Origin of the sequence: Pontibacter chinhatensis (genome assembly GCF_900113285.1) — a bacterium.
Taxonomy (GTDB): domain Bacteria; phylum Bacteroidota; class Bacteroidia; order Cytophagales; family Hymenobacteraceae; genus Pontibacter; species Pontibacter chinhatensis.
Window position 1 is genome coordinate 393,736 of sequence record NZ_FOOT01000003.1, and the last position, 18,795, is coordinate 412,530.

The 18,795-nt window shown below is 54.7% G+C and carries 9 protein-coding genes; 6 read left to right on the plus strand and 3 right to left on the minus strand.

What is annotated here, in order from left to right; translation table 11 throughout:
- Window positions 1-35: 35 nt before the first annotated feature.
- Genes BM040_RS10930 through BM040_RS21730 form a run of 3 tightly spaced genes read right to left on the minus strand, consistent with a single transcriptional unit; the run spans window position 36 to window position 3,999 of the window.
- A complete protein-coding gene (locus tag BM040_RS10930; protein WP_245756187.1) occupies window positions 36-1,559 on the minus strand; it encodes a glycoside hydrolase 5 family protein in 1,524 nt (507 codons plus the stop codon).
- Window positions 1,546-2,736 (minus strand): UDP-galactopyranose mutase, encoded by a 1,191-nt coding sequence (glf, locus tag BM040_RS21725; RefSeq protein WP_175491038.1) that lies wholly within the window; start codon window positions 2,734-2,736, stop codon window positions 1,546-1,548. The genes BM040_RS10930 and glf overlap by 14 nt, the downstream gene beginning before the upstream one ends.
- A gap of 15 nt (window positions 2,737-2,751) precedes the next feature.
- A complete protein-coding gene (locus BM040_RS21730; protein ID WP_175491039.1) occupies window positions 2,752-3,999 on the minus strand; it encodes a glycosyltransferase family 1 protein in 1,248 nt (415 codons plus the stop codon).
- Window positions 4,000-4,228: 229 nt separating this feature from the next.
- Between BM040_RS21730 and BM040_RS10940 the strand changes: the two genes are divergently transcribed.
- The 6 genes from BM040_RS10940 (at window position 4,229) to BM040_RS10965 (ending at window position 18,450) form a co-directional block, all read left to right on the plus strand.
- Entirely contained in the window at window positions 4,229-4,969 is a 741-nt protein-coding gene (locus BM040_RS10940; RefSeq protein WP_092101046.1) for a DUF8091 domain-containing protein, read from the plus strand.
- Between the two features lie 512 nt (window positions 4,970-5,481).
- A complete protein-coding gene (locus tag BM040_RS10945; RefSeq protein ID WP_245756188.1) occupies window positions 5,482-9,024 on the plus strand; it encodes an Ig-like domain-containing protein in 3,543 nt (1,180 codons plus the stop codon).
- A 3-nt stretch (window positions 9,025-9,027) separates the two neighbouring features.
- Window positions 9,028-9,987 carry a PorP/SprF family type IX secretion system membrane protein gene (locus BM040_RS10950; RefSeq protein ID WP_092101051.1) on the plus strand — a complete coding sequence of 320 codons (960 nt, stop codon included), beginning with the start codon at window positions 9,028-9,030 and terminating at the stop codon, window positions 9,985-9,987.
- Window positions 9,988-10,513: 526 nt separating this feature from the next.
- Window positions 10,514-15,487, plus strand: coding sequence for an ice-binding family protein (locus BM040_RS10955; protein ID WP_092101053.1), 4,974 nt, complete (start codon window positions 10,514-10,516; stop codon window positions 15,485-15,487).
- A gap of 4 nt (window positions 15,488-15,491) precedes the next feature.
- Window positions 15,492-16,460, plus strand: coding sequence for a PorP/SprF family type IX secretion system membrane protein (locus tag BM040_RS10960; protein WP_245756189.1), 969 nt, complete (start codon window positions 15,492-15,494; stop codon window positions 16,458-16,460).
- A gap of 16 nt (window positions 16,461-16,476) precedes the next feature.
- Window positions 16,477-18,450 carry an OmpA family protein gene (locus BM040_RS10965; RefSeq protein WP_245756190.1) on the plus strand — a complete coding sequence of 658 codons (1,974 nt, stop codon included), beginning with the start codon at window positions 16,477-16,479 and terminating at the stop codon, window positions 18,448-18,450.
- The last annotated feature ends 345 nt before the right edge of the window (window positions 18,451-18,795 follow it).

Sequence of the window (18,795 nt, forward strand, 5' to 3'; positions counted from 1 at the left end):
AGTATAAACACTGCCTGAAAAGTATACCGGCGACACTAGCTTCTGCGCACCGCCACTGCCACGTCGGTCTTAACCGGAGGCAGGCGCAGCAGCAACCCGGGGGCGGAAGTATGCTGAACAATCGTTGCTATCTTTTTGCCTTCCCAGGTATCCCAGTACGTGATGCGGTATTTCCCCTGGGCCATACCTGGTAGCTGTACTTGCGCCGTCAGCGGCGCGGCCTCCTGGTTTAGTGTTTCCATGCCATCGGCTCTCTTTTGGCTGCTGTCCGTGCGGAGCAGCCACAGCACGGCCTGTTTCTCATCAGCGCAGGCAAAGACGGCAAAAGCAGAATCGCTCACCAGCACCTCCTTGTTTAAATTTCTCCTTCGGAAGGCCTTCCAATCAATCAGCTTTACGAACTCGGCCATACTTTTCTGGGCGCGGCGCATGCCATGGGTGAGGCAATGCGGATGGCGGTTGGGCCAGCGCATGCCTCCGCCCGCTGCGCCGGAAGCCAGATGCGCCCACTGCATGTGCCGGAAGTACTCATCATCAAAATACTCCGGGAAGGTGATGTGCTTGTCCTTGAAGGAGTGGATAGGACCGTGCTCGCTGTCAAAAAAAGGGCGGTTGCCCTGTAGGTGCTCCAATGCCTGGCGCACGAGTTGCCCAGTGCAGATGGCAGAGGCAACCGTGTCTCTGGGGTCGTTGATGGTGGCGGCGTCGTAAAAGTGCGTGCTGGCAAAGTCGAGCGTTGGGTGCCGGAAAATCACATCTGCCACATCCGGGTGCTCATCCAGCACCGGCCCGTACAGCGACACCGTTTGAGGATGGCTACGGCCGTAAAGCCGTAGTTCCGTATCGCGCAGGTGCTGGCTCAGTTCCTTTACAAAGCCGCCAAACACCTCTGTTCTGCCACCGGCATGGGCAGGATGGATCTCGTTCCACAGGTCCCAGGCAAACAGCACGCCGCTCCCGCCCCAGCGCTCGGTGGCAAAGCTCAACCTGTTCTTGATGGCCTGTAGCGTGTCGGGGCAAAGGAGCCATTCCGAACGGTCTTTGCAGGGGCCTCCGTTTTGGTGGTTGTAGGGGTGATGTCTCCAGTTAAGCCACATCCAGAAAGTGTCCACGGGCGTGAGTAAAATGCGAATTCCATACTTGGCGCACAGGCGGAAAAGGTCATCCCAAAGCTGCACCATGCTTGGGGAGAAGGTGCCTGCAGGCTTCTCGAAGTATCGGTGGCGCCCCTGCGCGTATTCCAGCATCAGGCGCAGGCAGGTAACGCCATGTCCGGCCAGCCATGCCAGGTGCCCCTCTACCTGCTGCAGGTTCTTTCTGCGGAAGAGTCCTTCAAAATCGGGCCAGGTGATGGCGTCGTTTTGCCCGATGGGTGTCCAGGAATCACCAGCCTCAGTTACAAAGTATGGAGCCTCTGAAGCTACCTGGATCCAAGGTAGATCCGGCTCTAGCGCAAAAGCAGGGAACCCATTTTTCTTTTCTAGGCTAGTTTCTCTGGCCCCTTTTGTCTCGCCGGCTTTGCTGCCTGCCCGGGGCATGGGCTGCTCAGTGGACTCCATTTTTACTGACGTTCGTGATGGTGCCGTTCCATACATTACTTTCTATAACCGGCTTCTTTGGCGCATCAGTTAAGGCGCCTCGTTGTTCCCCTTTAGCAAGCTTCTTAAAAAGCGTGAGTGCCTGCGCCACTACCTGATCCATGTTATAGTATTTATAGGTAGCCAGCCGGCCCACAAAGTATACGTTTGGGGTAGCGTCGGCTAGAGCCTTGTACTGGTTGTAGATCTCGGCGTTCTCAGGGCGTGGCACAGGGTAATAGGGATCGCCTTCCGCCTGCGGGTATTCATACACGATGCTGGTCTTTTGGTGCTGCTGCCCTGTCAGGTACTTAAACTCCGTGATGCGGGTAAAGGCGTGCTCGTTGGGGTAGTTGACCACGGCCACCGGGAGGTGCACGGGTTTGTCCAGCGTTTCGTGCCGGAACTCCAGCGAGCGGTACGGTAGTTTGCCGTAGCGGTAACCGAAGTACTCATCCACCGGGCCGGTGTAAATCATCTCCCGGAACGGTATCATGCCTACTATATCCTTGTAGTCGGTGTTAAGCATGATTTTGATATTGGGGTGGCTCAGCAGTTTTTCGAACAGGGCGGTGTAGCCGTGCAGCGGCATGGCCTGGTACGTATCGGTAAAGTAGCGGTCATCGCGGCTGGTGCGCACCGGCACCCGCGCGGTCACGGACTTGTCAAGTTCTGAGGGGTCCATGCCCCATTGCTTGCGGGTATAGTTGCGGAAGAACTTTTCGTACAGCTCCCGCCCCACCCGGCTCACTACCACATCTTCCGAGGTACGGACCGGTGATACTTCCTCCGCCACAGACTTGAAGAAGCCGTCCACATCGAAAGCAGTCAGGCTCAGGCCATAGAGCTTGTTGATGGTGTCGAGGTTGATGGGAATTGGCACGAGTTGCCCATCCACGCTGGCCAGCACCCGGTGCTCGTAAGGCCGCCACGCCGTAAACTGCGATAGGTATTCGAACACCTCCCTGGAGTTGGTGTGGAAGATGTGCGGGCCATACTTGTGCATCAGTATTCCCTCCTCGTTATAGTGGTCGTAAGCGTTGCCGGCAATATGGTTTCGCTTGTCGATGATTAGCACTTTCTTATTAAGCTGCGAGGCCAGCCGCTCAGCCAGCACGCTTCCTGCAAAGCCGGCTCCTACGATCAAGAAATCAAACATACCTCCAGCCCTGCCTTAAACCTGCTTCTTCTCCTGTATCGCCTCTGCCATTAGCTCCACCATGCCGTGCCAGGTTTGGTCCCAGGACATGTCCTGCATGAAAGCCTCCACTTTTTGCTGCCACTCCCGGTTGTCCTGTTGCAACAGGGCTGCTTCTACGGCCTGAATAAAGGTTGGTGCCGTGCCGGCGATGTGTATCAAGCCCTCTTTGCCGTAAGGACGCACGACATCACGAATAGGAGTAGATACCACAGGTTTGCCAGCCGCCAGGTACTCGGGAGTCTTGGTGGGGCTGATGAAAGCCGTGGACTCGTTGAGGGCAAAAGGTAGCAAGGCCACCTGCCATCCGCTAATGTAAGCCGGTAGCTCCCGGTAGGATTTGCTCCCCAGGTAATGGATGTTAGGCCGCTGCGGCAGTGAGGCCGGGTCAATTTTCACTACCGGGCCAATCATAACCAGCTGCCAATCCAGCCGGGCATCGGCTAATGCTGCCAGCAGGTCAATATCCATGCGTTCATCTATCACCCCGAAAAAGCCGAGTCGTGGCGCTGGTATATCTTTCTGGTCAGAAGGTGGCGTTAATGTGTGCTTGGCCTGTGCGAAATGGTCTTTGTCGATGCTGCTCGGGAAAGCCTTCACGGCAGGATGTTGTTTCTGTTTTGCCTCAAATAGGCTTTGTCCCCCGGTAAACACCAAGTCGGCAGTTTTAAACAGCTCCTGCTCCAGTTCTTTCAGGCGCGGCGGTGCAAACTTAAAGGCCGAAAGCTCGTCCATGCAGTCGTATACCGTGAGAACAGGCTCTAAGTGCCTGGTAAAGCCAAGGGCCATAGGCGTGTAATACCAGAGGATGTGTTCCGCTACTTTGTGTTCGGTAAAGAGCTGATTTAACAAGCGGTGCTGTATGGCTTCTATCTCCTCCTCCTGCAGGCCATGCGGCAGGTGCGGTATTGCCAACAACAAATTGCCCTCTCTGTAACAGGTGCTTAGGTAGGGCACCTGTACATGCTCAAATACCGGCTCTTCTACAAAGAACACACGTGCATGGCGGGCAAAACGGGAAAGCAGGTGCTGCGGGCGCTGGTAAACAAAGTCCCAGCGCAGGTGCGAAAGGCAAACTACATCTGGGAATTGCTGCATAAGACCTTCCACCTTGGCTGTATCTTGCTTCTTGTGCTTGCCGGTGGGTGTGTTGTTGCCTGCAGCTACTGAGGGGGCAGTATTCTCTCCACTCTTTACGAGCGGTTCTGGCGTATCTTTGAACATAAGTTTGTTTTCTTAAAGTGTGGGGTGGCTTCAGATGCAGCAACAGAATGTCTAGCGGCAACTGATTCTGTTAGTACGAGATCTATTAGAAAAAGTCAAGCCTAGCGCAGTATGTGTAAATTTGCGAGCTGCGCTCAGATTGGGAAAACCGTCCTATTGCTGTTGCCATAGTGGCAGGGGCAACTGGGTATGGGAAAAGGGAACGTAATAGATTAGCTTTGGGGTAAACATGATACTGGTCGTGGAGGCAGAGGCTGAAGAATCCCTAGAAAAAGAGCAAAAGAAGGTAGCAGGTATAGGTGTACAGAATGAGCGTTCGCTGCACGCGGCCCTAAAGCAGTGGTATGCGCAGCCAGCGGATCAGTTTGAGGTGCCTTTGAATGGGTACTTTATTGATCTGGTGCGGGGCGGGCAGTTAGTAGAGATACAGACGCGAAATTTCTCAGCCATCCGGCAAAAGCTGGAGGTGCTGGTACAAGAGCATCCGGTGCACCTGCTTCATCCTGTCACGCTTGAGAAGTGGGTGCTACAGGTAGATACGACGGGCACAAAAATAAAATCAAGGCGCAAGTCCCCATTTCGCGGCAGCCTGACAGACATATTCGAGGAACTGGTGCGTATTCCGGAGCTCATCAAGCACGAGAACTTTACGATGGAGTTTCCGATGATACGGGAAGAGGAGGTCCGCTGCCGCGATGGCAAGGGCAGCAAACACCGGAAGCGCGAAAGTATAAAAGACAGGAAACTGCTGGAGGTGGTGAGCTCCCACCGCTTTACAAGCGCCGCCGATTTTCTCTGTTTCATCCCTGAGTATTTACCACGTCCCTTTTCGAATAAAACACTGTCGGCGGCCTTGGCCTTACCACTTTACCGCTGCCGGCAAATAACCTATTGTCTGCGCAAGATGGGTGCCCTTGAGGTGGTGGGTAAACAGCGGAACGAGCTTCTGTTCGACACTATCTCAGCTTAATCTTCCTTATTTCTCCTATAGCTATCTCGCCTGTAGCGCCGCCTGATTCAACACCGAGTCAGGCGGCGCTGTTTTTTTGCATGGATGGTGTTTCGGAGGTGCAACACAATTTGCAGGAATACAGCACGTTAAGTATCTGTAGATGATAAAAAGCAAAGAAGTGTTGTAACCTTTTAAAGAGTTTGGCACTAGAGGTAAAGGGCGGCGTGGCCTCTGTTTCCTGCTGCGGTTGTCCCTGTGCCTTTTTTCTCCCTCGCCCAGTGTATAGTTGGGCCGATACCGGGCCACGCTTGTGTATCTTAATATATATGATTTTCGTAATACAAAAACGCTGAGCCTATAGATCACCCTTAACTACTATCTTGATGTACCTTCTGTTGAAAAGGCATTTGTTTCCTGGTTTGCTTTCCTTGCTGCTTCTGCTTACTCATGCTGTTGCGGCACAGGATAGCTGTCCTACTACGATTACCGTAAACGGGCGAACACTGCTTTGTGAGGGAGAAACTACTGAGTTGATTGCACCTGAGGGGTTTAGCTACCAATGGATAAAGGATGGTGCTGAAATGGATGGCCAAACCGGCCGAACGCTACAGGTAACTGAGTCCGGCGCCTATCAGGTACAGGTTTCCGGCGGCACCTGCAACACAAACACTTCCTCTCGGCGCCTTATAACTGTAAACCCCAAGCCTGCTTCCCCCGGTTTTATTGTAACACCCACACCTACCGCTGCCAATTCCATTTGCGCTGACCAGGAACTTACCTTCTCGGTAAACGTGCCAGATCCGAATGTAACATATACTTGGTTGTTCGGGGACGGGGCCACTGCCCGCGGGCCGGAGGTGAAGCACACGTATACTTCAGTGGGTGTGGGAGATGTAGATTATGAGGTGAGCGCCTTTGCCTCCAACGCGCTGGGCTGTAATTCAGACACCGTGCGTCAGACGATCACGATCAACAGCCTCCCGGAAATCAGCTTCTCGGAAGAGACCAATTTTCAGGTGTGCTTGCCGGATACTATAGAAGACAATGACATAGAGGTCTTTGCTAAAATCAACAATGAGGTGGCAGAGCCCTACCTCTCTGATATCCGCACCTACTTTGTTGATTGGGGAAACGGTGAGCCGGAGCAGCAGTACAGCCGTGGCGATTTCCCGATCTCCAACCCGACAGCTTATGACACCATCGGTACTTTCCCGATTACCATCCGGGCTATTGCGGGCAACGGCTGCGAGGCAATCTTTACCCAAGATTTCAATGTGAGCAAGGAGCCCAAGGCCAATTTCTCCATTGCCGAAAAGAAACGGGTGGACGAGGCGCAGCAGCCGCCCTGTGTGCCTATCATCGTCACCTTGGCTGACAGCGCGACAGGAGGAGGCTTGTCTTATAAGTGGTCCATACAGCCTGCGCAGGGCTGGTCTTTCGAAACCGGCGACTCTGCCTCGGCGGAGCCAAGTATACGGTTCACGCAGTCGGGCGTGTATACCATAGAGCAAATCGTGACCAACGGCTGCGACTCTGACACGACCTCGCAGGGCATTGTGGTGGGCTGGCCGCAGGTGCAGCTACCGCCTAGCGTAACCGTGTGCGGCCCCACCGAAATAGACTATAGTAGCAGCGGTCCCGGAGGAGGGGCAGGCGGGGGCTTGTTTGTGGATAAAAATCTGGGCGAGAATATCACCGTCAGGCTGACCATTACTGGCCCTACCAGCACCACACAAACTTTCAACTCCGATGTGTTCCAATTCAAGTATAATTTCTCCCTGCCCGGCAGGTACACCGTGTCGCTGGAGGCGATAAATGAGTGCGGTAGCTCCAACGCTATTTACCAGGGGCAGCCGGCGCCGGTACAGGAGGTGGTTATACTTCAACAGCCCGCAGCACCTATCATACAAACACCCATAACGGCCTGCGAAGGCGATATGGTGGAGCTTACGCCATCCGGACCGGGGCCAATCTTTGCCTGGTTCGATACCAACGATCCCAACGCCACGCCTCTGTCAACAGGCCCTACGTTTACCACGCCTTCTCTGACAGGCGACATCACGTTCTATGTAGCAGCCATAGACACGGCTAACAGCATTATTTGCATCAGCGACTTTACGCCTATTCCCATCACGGTAGTGCCAGCCATTGCGGATAACACCATTGAGCTGCAGGGGGGACAGGTAGGCAGTCTGTGTATTGGGGCGGTGCCGCCAACCATAACCGGCTCCACGCCTACGGGCGGCGCCCCGGGTGCGCCGCCACGTTACCGTTGGGAGATTAGCACCACCAGCCCTACCGCTGGCTTTACGCCGGCTCCCGGCACGAACAACACCAAAGACTATACTCCTACCCAGGCCGTCTCGGGCAATACCTGGTTCCGGCGTGTGGTGTTCTCCGGAAGCTGCGCCGAGAACATCAGTGAGGCAGTGTCCATCATTGCAGTGGAGCCAGTGCCCGCCAGTGCCAATACCATTAGCGCAGAGCCTACCGAAATATGCGAAGGTGATACGCCCGGAGAACTTATCGGATCTGAGCCTACGGGTGGCGGTGGCAGGCCCTATACTTTCCTGTGGGAAGTGAGCACGACAAGCCCTGACGAAGGCTTTGCGGCAGCTCCCGGCGCCAACGACGATGTGAACTACACCATACCGGCAGGTGCTCTGCGGCAGGGCGATACCTGGTTCCGCAGGGCAGTCACCTCGGCAGGCTGTACTTCCTACTCCGAAGCCATCCGGATCAGGGTCTTCCCAAGATTGGAGAACAACGAAATCAGCGCCGAGCAAACACAGGTATGTATTGGTACGGCTCCCTCCATACTAAATGGCACGGAGCCAACGGGTGGCAGCGGCAGTTATACTTTCCTGTGGCAGAGCAGCACCACTGGTCCTGCTACTGGTTTCAGGGCCGCTGCCGGAACCAACAACGGGCAAAATTATTCGGCCGGCAACCTGACGACCACGACCTGGTTCCGTCGCGTGGTGACCTCTGCCTCCTGCGGCGCCGACACTTCTGCGGTGCTGGAAATACGGGTAGCGCCTGCCCTGCGAAACAATACCATCACAGCTACACAACCCAGTGCCTGCCAGTCGCAGGAGCCGCCGCAGATTAACGGTAGCCTGCCCACAGACGGTGCCGGGGGATATACTTACTTGTGGGAGAGCAGCACCACGGGGCCTGATATGGGCTTTGTAGAGGCCTCCGGAACCAACACAGGACAGAACTACCAGCCAGGAGCTTTGCTGCGCGATACTTGGTACCGTAGGATTGTGTTCTCCGGTACTTGTTCCGATACCTCCAATGTAGTAAGTATAAGCGTGCTTCCGCTGCCCGAGGCTCCAACACTGACAGTTAGCAATGCCACCGCCTGCTTCGGTGAGTCGGTTACGCTGGCGGTTAGCAATGCCGATGGCCTGGAGTACAGGTGGTATACTGCTTCCACCGGAGGCAACCCCGTGTTTATCGGAGCAGAGTTTCCGGTGGATAACGTGACGCAATCCGCCACCTACTACGTGGAGGCCGTGAATAACCAGCAATGCGCCAGCGCCGTCCGCACCCCGGCCACAGTAACGGTGGTAACCGCAGAGGCAAGCGCAGGCGAAGATGTGACTATTATTCAGGGGCAGCCGGTGGAGCTGCGTGGCTCTGGTGGGGCAACTTACCTCTGGGAGCCTGCCACTGGCCTGAACGACCCGACGCTGCAGAACCCGATTGCCAAGCCTGAGGAGACCACCACCTATACTGTAACTGTAACCACTGAAGAGGGCTGTACCGACACAGCCAGCGTGACAGTGGAGGTGATTCCGGCAATCGAGGTGCCCAATGCCTTCTCCCCGAATGGCGACAATGTGAACGAGGTATGGGAGATCAAGAACTACGAGAATTACCCGGACATGCGGGTGGAGGTGTTTAACCGCTGGGGCAACAAAATCTTCAGCTCCAAGGGGTATGGCGTGCCGTGGGATGGTACCTACAATGGCAAGGAGCTGCCGGTGGCCACCTACTACTACCTCATCTACCTGCGCAGCACCAACGAGGAGCCGCTCTCCGGGAACGTGACCATTATCCGTTAAGACATGACCAAGCCGTTTATACTTATACTTTCGTTGATGGCTGTGGCAATGCAGGCTGCGGCACAACAGCGCCCGCAGCACAGCCAGTACATGATCAACAACTACCTGCTCAACCCGGCCATTTCCGGTATAGAAGACTATGCCGACATCAGGCTGAGCCACCGCAGGCAGTGGGTAGGGATTGAGGGGGCGCCAACAACCTATTATCTTTCTGCGCACACGCCGCTAAACAAGGGGGCCGCCAGCAACAGGTACCACAAGGCGCTGGCGCACCATGGGGTGGGGGCAATTTTGCACACCGACAAAACCGGGCCGCTGCGCCGCACGGGGCTTAGTGTTTCCTATGCCTACCACCTGCCACTCACCACAAGTATAAATCTGTCCGGGGGTGTGTCCACTGGCCTCATCCGCAATTCCATTAACGCCAGCGACCTGGATTTCTCGAACGATAACGACCCGCTGCTGGCCGGAGGCAACATCAATAACACCGTGTTGGATTTGAACCTGGGGCTTTGGCTTTACTCGCGCAACTTCTCGGTTGGCGTGGCGGGGGCGCAGCTGCTGGAAGATGCCGGCAGCTTTAACGCAGACAGAAGCAACGAGGCCACACTGCCCCTGCAGCGGCACTACTTCATAACAGCCAGCTACCGCCTGGAGCCCACTGAAAGTATAGACGTCATCCCTTCCGTGATGGTGAAAATGGCCGATCCCAGTCCGACCTCTATAGACGCCAGCCTGCGGGTGATGTACGCTGAGCGCTTTTGGGTAGGCGGTGCCTATCGCCACAACGATGCCCTGACTGCTATGGTGGGTGTATACATCAGCCCGCTGCTCGACCTCTCCTACTCTTACGACTTTACCACCTCCGACCTCAACAAGGTGAGCGCAGGCACCCACGAGGTGGTGCTTGGGTTCAAGCTGCTAAACGACAGGCGCATTATTTGCCCGCAGTGGGTATGGTAAGTATACTCTGAACTTACGAGTGTTTTTTTGAAGGCGCCCGGGCAGCTGCAGACACAGCTGCCCGGGCGTTTTGTTTTATTCTACCTGTTAGACAAGTCCTGCCGAAGAGCCCAGTATTTGGAATGTTATATAGCTGCTGTGCTGAGGCTCGTGCGATCAAAATTTAAAAAGTAATACTTCTACTATTATAAGATCCAAGGCTGAAAAGAGCGTGGAAAAGAGGTTAGTATATAATTATAGATATGTATTTATATTATTTGATAATGAAAATATTTAAACTTTTAAGCAAAACTTGTATTGTACAAAAAAATGTGAAATTTTAGTTGTACTATAATTGATTAGTGCAAAATGCTGATTTAATAATTTTTCAATGTAATTTTTAAAGTCTATTATTGCACCTGAAAAATTGACTCAAAGAGGAAAGCTGTTCAGAGGCAGTTGGTTTAGTACAATGTTGGATGTCGCAGCACAACTCAATGTTTCACCTTAAGCGAAGATAATATAAAGAAATTTTACGAATAACTGAATGGTAAGCTGGTTAGAAAAAGTCATACTCCTGGTAGTGTGCTTTTGCGTGTTTGCTGCCGGGGCCGCTGCCCAGACGGCACCCACGCTTGGTGCTATGTATGAGTTTGGCGCCTTGGCATCAAATAAGATAACTAACACGGATAATACTGTAGTAGAGGCCAAAGTTGGTTTAACTTCTGGTGCAGGTAACTTAAGTGGTTTCCCTCCAGGAACAGCTGAGCAAGGGGTGCACACCAATGACGCATTGGCACAACGAGCTGTGACTGACGCCCGAGCCGCCATGAACTTCTTAGCCTCTCAGACCGGGGCGAATCTTCCTGCCGGAGAACTCGGCGGACAAACCATTACACCTGGTGTGTACACCATCAATGGGAATGCTACGCTAAACAGCAAACTCACCTTCAACGGTCAGAACCTTACCAATCCTGTATTTATTATCAAGGTAACAGGTACGCTGGACGTAGTAAAAGCAGAGTATGAACTCTCCGGCGGCGCCACAGGCATCAATTTATTCTGGCTTGTAGAGGGTGATGTAACGGTGAGAAAGAGTGCTGCGGCCTTGGGTAATATCTTTTCCAGAAGCAATATTACCATGGAGGATGGCGCGTCGATACAGGGGCGCCTCGCCGCCATCGGCGCCGGTAGCAACGGGAGCATAACGCTTTCCAATAACGCCATTGCCCACCCTGCCGACCTTGAAGTAACGCTCACGAAAGAGCCCGGCTCCAGAGGTCGCGATACCTACGCCTTTGGCGAGGAGGTTACCTACTACATCCGGGTAAAAAACAACGGACCCACTAATGCAGAGAATGTGGTAGTGTCCGGGGAAAGCCTTGCCGGGGTAATAGTGCGCCAAGATCCTTCCAATCCTGCTTTTAGCGGCACAAGCTGGAGCATAGGAGACCTTAACTACAAAGAAGAAGTTGTTATAACCGTTGTTACCAGAACCGATAAGGCGGGCATCCGCTCCAGTATGGTGAGTGTGGAGGGCACAACCGTAGACGAGATTCCTTCTAACAACACAAGCAGCCTGAACTTCTGCGTGCTGGTATCTGAAACAGGTGTCATAGCAGGGCCTACCGAAGTATGTCTTGGCGATGAGTTTGTATACAGCATTACGCCCGTGGATGGCGCCACAAGCTATGCATGGAGCGTTCCTTCTGGTTGGAGCTTTACCCCTATCGGTACGCCGGGCACGGCAACATCCATCAGGGTAAAGGTGGGAACTGAGGCTATCAGGGATAATATGGGCTTTGTGAAGGTAACAGCCAGCAACACATGCGGCGAGGGCCCTGCCAGAACATTGGATATTGCCGTGCAGTCAGCTGTGCCGAACCAGCCAGGCCCTATCACCGGGCCAGACGCTGTCTGCAGTGGCCTGGAGGAGGCTACCTTCAGCATAGCCCCTGTGGCAAATGCCACCTCCTATAACTGGGTAATTCCTAATGGCTGGACGTTTATTTCCGGACAGGGTACTACCGAGATCGTGGTAAGACCGGGCAACAACAGCGGCAACGTGCAGGTGCATGCCGTAAATGCCTGCGGCACAAGCGAACCTCAGACGAAGTACGTGCAGGTGGATGACCAATCGCCGTTGGCACCATCAGAAATCATAGGTACCATCCAAGGTTGCGTAGATACCACCGTGCCGTATGAGGTGCCTGCAGTGCCTACCGCCACTGAATATACCTGGACGATTACCGCACCACAGGGCTCCGGCTGGGCGATAGTGTCCGGTCAAGGCACCAGACAGGTAATGGTAAAAGTGGGCAACTCTCCCGCTGACATAGCCGTGGTGGCCAAGAACGGCTGTGGTGTGAGCGAGCCAATTACAAAACACATAGAGCCGGTTTCTTCCCCTAGCCCGGCGCCGGGCGCTATAACCGGCGACGTGAATACCTGTATCAACCAAACAGGCTTGAAATATTCCGTAGAGCCGGTTCCGAATGCTACCCGATATGAGTGGACGGTGCCCGCCGGATGGGAAATCGTGTCTGGCCAGGGTACTACCAGCATTGTGGTAAACGCCAAAGCTAATGGCGGTGACATTACGGTAGTGGCCTGGAACGACTGCGGCCCAAGCGCCCCAAGCAGGCTGGCTGTGGTGCCTGCGGACGATGTGCCGCTGCAACCAGGGCCAATCTCCGGTTCGCAGTATGGCTGCGTGGGCGGAACCACTACTTATAGTATAGATCCGATAACAGGAGCAAATTCTTATACCTGGACGGTGCCGACAGGCTGGACCATTATCTCTGGCCAGGGTACCACCAGCATCGAGGTGCAGACAGGAGCAAACGGCGCTAAAGTAACAGTGTCGGCGGTGAATGGCTGCGGCACGGGTGCCTCCAGTGAGCTTAACGTGGTGCCTCAGACACAGCCTCCGCTTCCTCCGGCCCCAATTCATGGCCCGAGAGAAGTATGCGAAGGTCAGGCTGGCTATGAGTTCAGCGTAGATCTGATTGCCGGTGTGAACACCTATACCTGGACTGTGCCGGCGGGATGGACCATAACAGCTGGCCAGGGAACATCAAAAATCACCGTAACGGCTGGCAACACGGCTGGCGAGGTAACTGTGAAAGGCGAGAATGACTGCGGGCAGGGTACTGCAGCGGCCATTAACGTAACCGTGGTGCCATCTCCGCCAGACCAGCCAGGTGCCATCAGCGGACCTCCTTCGGTTTGTGTTGGCCAGAAACAAGTAACATACTCTATAGAGCCCGTAGCTTTTGCCTCTAACTATATCTGGTCGGTGGGCAATGGCGCAGGTTGGGAAATTGTATCCGGCCAGGGCACGACCAGCATTGTGGTAAACGCGGGCTCTGCTCCAACTATCATCTCAGTAAGAGCTCAGAATGCCTGCGGTGTAACCGGAGAGTCGCAGCTGACGGCTATTATGACTTCTGAGGTGCCGGCCATACCAGGGCCAATCACAGGTAACACCGTTACCTGTGCTGGCGGTACTTATACGTTCAGCATTGACCCGGTAGAGGGAGCCTACCAGTATAACTGGTCTTTCCCGGCTGGCTGGCAGGTGGTAGAGAACAAAGGCACCACTGTTAGCGTCATCACCAATGGTACAGGCGGCACCGTGAGCGTAACAGCGGAGAACGGCTGTGGACCGGGTGGCGCGCAGACCCTACAGGTAACACCTACCAACGCGGCTCCGGCAACACCTGTGGCCATACTTGGTAACCTGGATGTGTGTAAAGGCACTGAGGCCACCTTCTACGTGGAGGAAGTTGCCAACGCTTCAGGCTATTTCTGGCAGGTGCCAACAGGCTGGACGATCATCTCCGGACAGGGCACCGCAAGTATAAAGGTGCTGGTAGGCAATAATGCCGGAACCATCAGCGTAACCAGCAAGAACGACTGCGGCGACAGCGGCACCATTTCCAGAGACCTTATCCTGAACACGGCACCTCCTGCCACACCGGGAGTGATTACAGGCTCTGCGCAAGTATGCGTTAGCACCACCGCCACCTATACTATAGCCCCTGTCAACACCGCCTTTACTTATACTTGGACAGTTCCGACAGGATGGGAAATCATCTCCGGCCAGGGCACGCAGACCATAGAAGTAAAAGTAGGCACAAGCGGTGGCGAGGTAACGGTATTGGCCGGCAACAGCTGCGGCGAGAGCGGACTTGCCAAGCTGGCTGTAGGCGTGGCAGATAACACACCGATAGCCCCTGGCGAAATCACCGGTCCGGCTACAACCTTCTGCGAGGGAGCCACTGGGCTAACGTACAGCATTCAACCGGTTAGTGGTGCCATATCCTATGAGTGGGCTGTGCCTGCCGGATGGAACATTACTGCCGGACAGGGTACCACCAGCGTTACTGTAACAGCAGGCGCAGCGCCAGGCGAGGTATCCGTGACAGCTGTGAATGCCTGCGGCAATGGAGGTACGGCGCGTAAGAACGTCGTGTCTCAGACGGCGCCACTGACTCCGGAGATCACCGTTGGCCCAATTAACCCTTGCCAGGGCGTAACAACAACATACAGTGTGTCGGCCAGTGCCACAGGCAATGTGGATACTTACATTTGGGAGGTGCCGGCAGGCTGGCAGATCGTTTCCGGTCACAACACCAGCACCATCGAGGTAGTTGCCAACGGGACTGCAGGTAAAATAAAGGTAACGGCTAAGAACAGCTGCCAAGTTAGCGGAACAGCTGAGCTGGATGTAGTACCTTCCCCTGCCCTACCAGCTACGCCAAGCGGCATAGTCGGAACACCTGAAGTATGCGCGGGTACAACTGTAACTTTCAGCGTGGCAAACCCATCCGTGGGAGCAGCCTATGAGTGGACGGTACCAGAGGGCTGGCAAATCGTTTCCGGCCAGGGCAAGGCAGTGATTACCGTAATAACAGGCCCTGGAGCGGGAACTATCACCGTGAAAGGCACGAATGGCTGCGGCACCACAGAGCCAGCTTCCCTGAACGTGGCGGCTATGCCAGCTGAAGGCGTTACAAGTATAAGAGACCTTAGCACCCCATGCGTTGGCCTGAGCTATGAGGTAGATCCGGTACCGGGAGCCACTACCTATACCTGGACAGTGCCGGCAGGCTGGAGCATCGTGTCCGGGCAAGGCACCACGCGCATCACGGTAACGGCAGGCTTCGGCAACGGCAGCATCTCGGTAGTAGCCAGCAACGGAGGCTGTACCGACGAGCCGGTATACTATACGCCTGAACCTACCTTTGCGAACAGCGAACTGCACTTCCCGAACGTGTTCTCGCCAAACAACGACGGTACACACGATAAGTGGGAGATCCGCAACATTCTCAACTATCCTGACAACGAGGTGACGATCATAAACCGCTGGGGCAACCAGGTATACCACAGCAAGTCCTACAAAAACACCTGGGATGGCGATAACCTGAGCGAGGGCACCTACTTCTACGTGGTGCGCGTGAAGCTCTGCGACGGCCAGGATAAAATGTTTAAAGGTTACGTGATGATAGTAAGGTAAGGAGATGGTAACGAACGTGAAGGCAATACAGAAACTACTCGTGCTGCTAGGCATTGTGCTGGCCCCGGCAGCCTTTGCCCAGCAGGCTCCGCAGTATAGCCAGTATATATTTAACGAACTGGTGGTGAACCCTGCCTATGCAGGCAGCAAGGAGATCCTGAGCATCAACGGCACCTACCGCACCCAGTGGACAGGCCTGCCGGGAGCGCCTACCTCTCAAACCCTGAGCGTGGACGGGCCAACCGGGCACAAAAGCCTGGGCTGGGGCGTCCACTTGGTAAACGACGAAATAGGTGCCCAGAGCCAGACTTCAGCCTACGGAGCCCTGGCTACCCGTATCAGACTGGACCGTTACTCCGACCTCTCCTTAGGGGTTGCTGTAGGAGCCTCGCAGTATGTGCTGGATGGTACGCGCCTCGATCCGGGCAGTGAGATGCCTGACCAGGCAATTCCGCAGGGACGTGTGTCGCAGGTGCTGCCAGACGTGAAGATCGGCGCCTTTTATAACACCGAGCGCTTCTACGTGGGCCTCTCGGCTGCCAACCTTGTTCCGTTCAAGGACAGCAAAACCCAGATTGCCACACCACGCCGCCACTACTTCCTGTCCAGCGGCTATGTGTTCGACCTGAGCCAGGATGTGCGCCTGAAGCCAAGTATCCTTATCAAAGAGGATTTCCGGAGCCCGACTGCGCTGGATGTAAACGCTTTTGTGTTGCTCTACAACCGTTTATGGCTGGGGGCCTCTTACCGTACGGCGGTGCCGATGTTTGTGGACCAGCAAATGAAGCAGCTTGACAAGCGAAATGCCGTGGCCCTGATTGCACAAGTTTACGCCACCAAGAAGCTGCGTATCGGATATTCTTACGATATTAGCCTCAACGAACTGAAAGATTTCTCTACTCACGAAGTGTCGGTAGGGTACTACTTCCTCAAGAAGAAGTATGGCCGCATCCTGACGCCTCGAAACCTGTAGTTTACACCACCCTTATATGAAGCGCATTTTTACCCTAGCCCTGATGCTGATCTCGCTGGCATGCATCGGGGGCCTGCCTGTGCAAGCGCAGGACATGAAGCAAGCTGATAGACACTTTAACAACTTTGAGTTTAGCCTGGCGCTGGAGGCCTACAAAAAGGTGCTGGAGAAGGAAGAGCCAACCCTGAAGGTGGTGCAGCGCATCGCCGACAGCTACCGCATCCTGAACAACAGCAAGGAGGCCGAGTTCTGGTATGCGCAGGCAGTGGCCTTCCCTAACGCAGACCCTGCCAACATTTACCTTTATGCCGAGGCAGCGAAGCGAAACACCAACTACTCTAAAGCCAAGCAGCTCTTCCAGGAGTATGCTGAGAAAGTACCAGAGCAGCGCGAGACAGCTTTGCGCATGGTCGCCTCCTGCGACTCGGCCATCAAATGGATGCGCTACCCAAGGCCTTACGAAATAGCCCAGCTGGAGGCTATCAACTCCGAAAGCGCCGACTTTGGGCCGGTGCGCACCAAGGACGGGCTGTTTTTCTCCTCCGACAGACTGGGCGGGAGCAACAAAAAAAGCAACTGGACAGGCAATGGCTTTATCCAAATGTACTTTGCCCCGAAAGTGACTGACAGCACCTGGGCTAACCCGGAGCCGCTCCCGGCAGCTATCAACACCTCTTACCACAACGGCCCGGCCGATTACCTGGAGAAGGAGCAGACGCTATACTTTACCAGAACGCGCGTGGTGAAGAAAAGAGCCATACCCGGTAACAACTCCGACCCGACCAGCTGGTTTAAGGGCAGCGACAACGGCACCCACACCAACCGCCACGGCATCTACATGTCAAAGTATAACGGCAAGAAGTGGGGCAAGGCAGAGGCATTCAAGTATAACAATACGGATGAGTTCTCTATCGGGCACCCTGCCGTAACAAAAGATGGCCAGGTGTTATACTTTGTTTCGGATATGCCAGGCGGTCTTGGCGAGACGGATGTATACTATAGCGAGCGCCAGGCGGATGGCTCGTGGGGAACCCCGGTGAATGCAGGCCCGGTGATAAACACCAGCGGCCGCGAGAGCTTTGTGAGCCTGGGCGAAGACGGCCAGTTATACTTCTCCTCCGACGGACACTCCGGCATGGGCGGCCTGGATCTGTTCAAGGCCAATGGCGCGCACAAAGCCTGGACAAGCGTGGAAAACCTGAGATACCCGCTCAACACTTCCCAGGACGACTTCGGCATACGCGTAGACAGCACCGGCAAGAAGGGCATGCTATCCTCCAGCCGCCTCTCCGACAGCGGTTTCGATGACATCCTGACGTTTGAAGAGTACCAGGTACCCTGCGTGCTAGTCGGCATAACTTTTGAAAGGCTAGCGCAGGAAGGCACCGTTAAAACAGTAAAGGCGCCCGTGGCAGATGCAAACCTGAAACTCTATGTGGATGGCAGCGAGGAGTTCGTAGAAGCGAAATCGGATGAGAAAGGACGGTTCACCTTCCCGATTTTAGCGGGCGAAAAGTACATCATAAGGGGCAGCAAAGCCGGCTATTTGGACCAGGCCGTGACGTTTACGCCGGAGTGCTTGTATAAAACCGACTCGGTGCAGGTAGAGCTGGCTTTTGTACGCAATACGCCAAACATCCCTATCGTGCTCGAGAATATCTACTACGATCTGGATAAGTTCGACATTAGGCCGGAGGCGGCGCAGGAACTGGACAAACTGGCCCAGATGCTGCAGGTTAACCCGCTGATCCGTATTGAGCTCAGCTCCCACACCGACAGCCGCCAGACACACGAGTACAACCAGTTACTGTCGCAGTTGCGGGCACAAGCCGCCGTGGACTACCTGGTATCCAAGGGCATCAGCCGCGACAGGATGGTGGCCACAGGTTACGGCGAGACCAGGCTAATTAATAAGTGTAAAGATGGCGTGTCCTGCCCTGAGCAGATGCACCAGGAAAACCGCCGCACAGAGTTCAAGATCCTGAGATAGCGGAAGTATAAGGTATAGCAAGTATAAAAAGAGCTCCCCACAGCAAGCTGCTGTGGGGAGCTCTTTTGTTTTGTAGTAGCTGGTTTATAGAGGAGAGGGAGTTTGGGAGTACAGGGTCCAACCACCCCTTGCCCCTCCTTGTCTAAGGCGGGGAGCCTGTAACTGCTTTGGCTGAAGTATAAGCTTTGTAGCCGGTGTCCTCGCGCGGACAGGTCGCGACCTGTCCCTATAAAGTATAAATCCCTCTCTGCTGTCATCTCGAGCGATGCAAGAGATCTATTGAGAATTCTATAGAGATCTCTCCCAAAGGTCGAGATGACAGAAGGGGCAGCAGCTATCGACCTT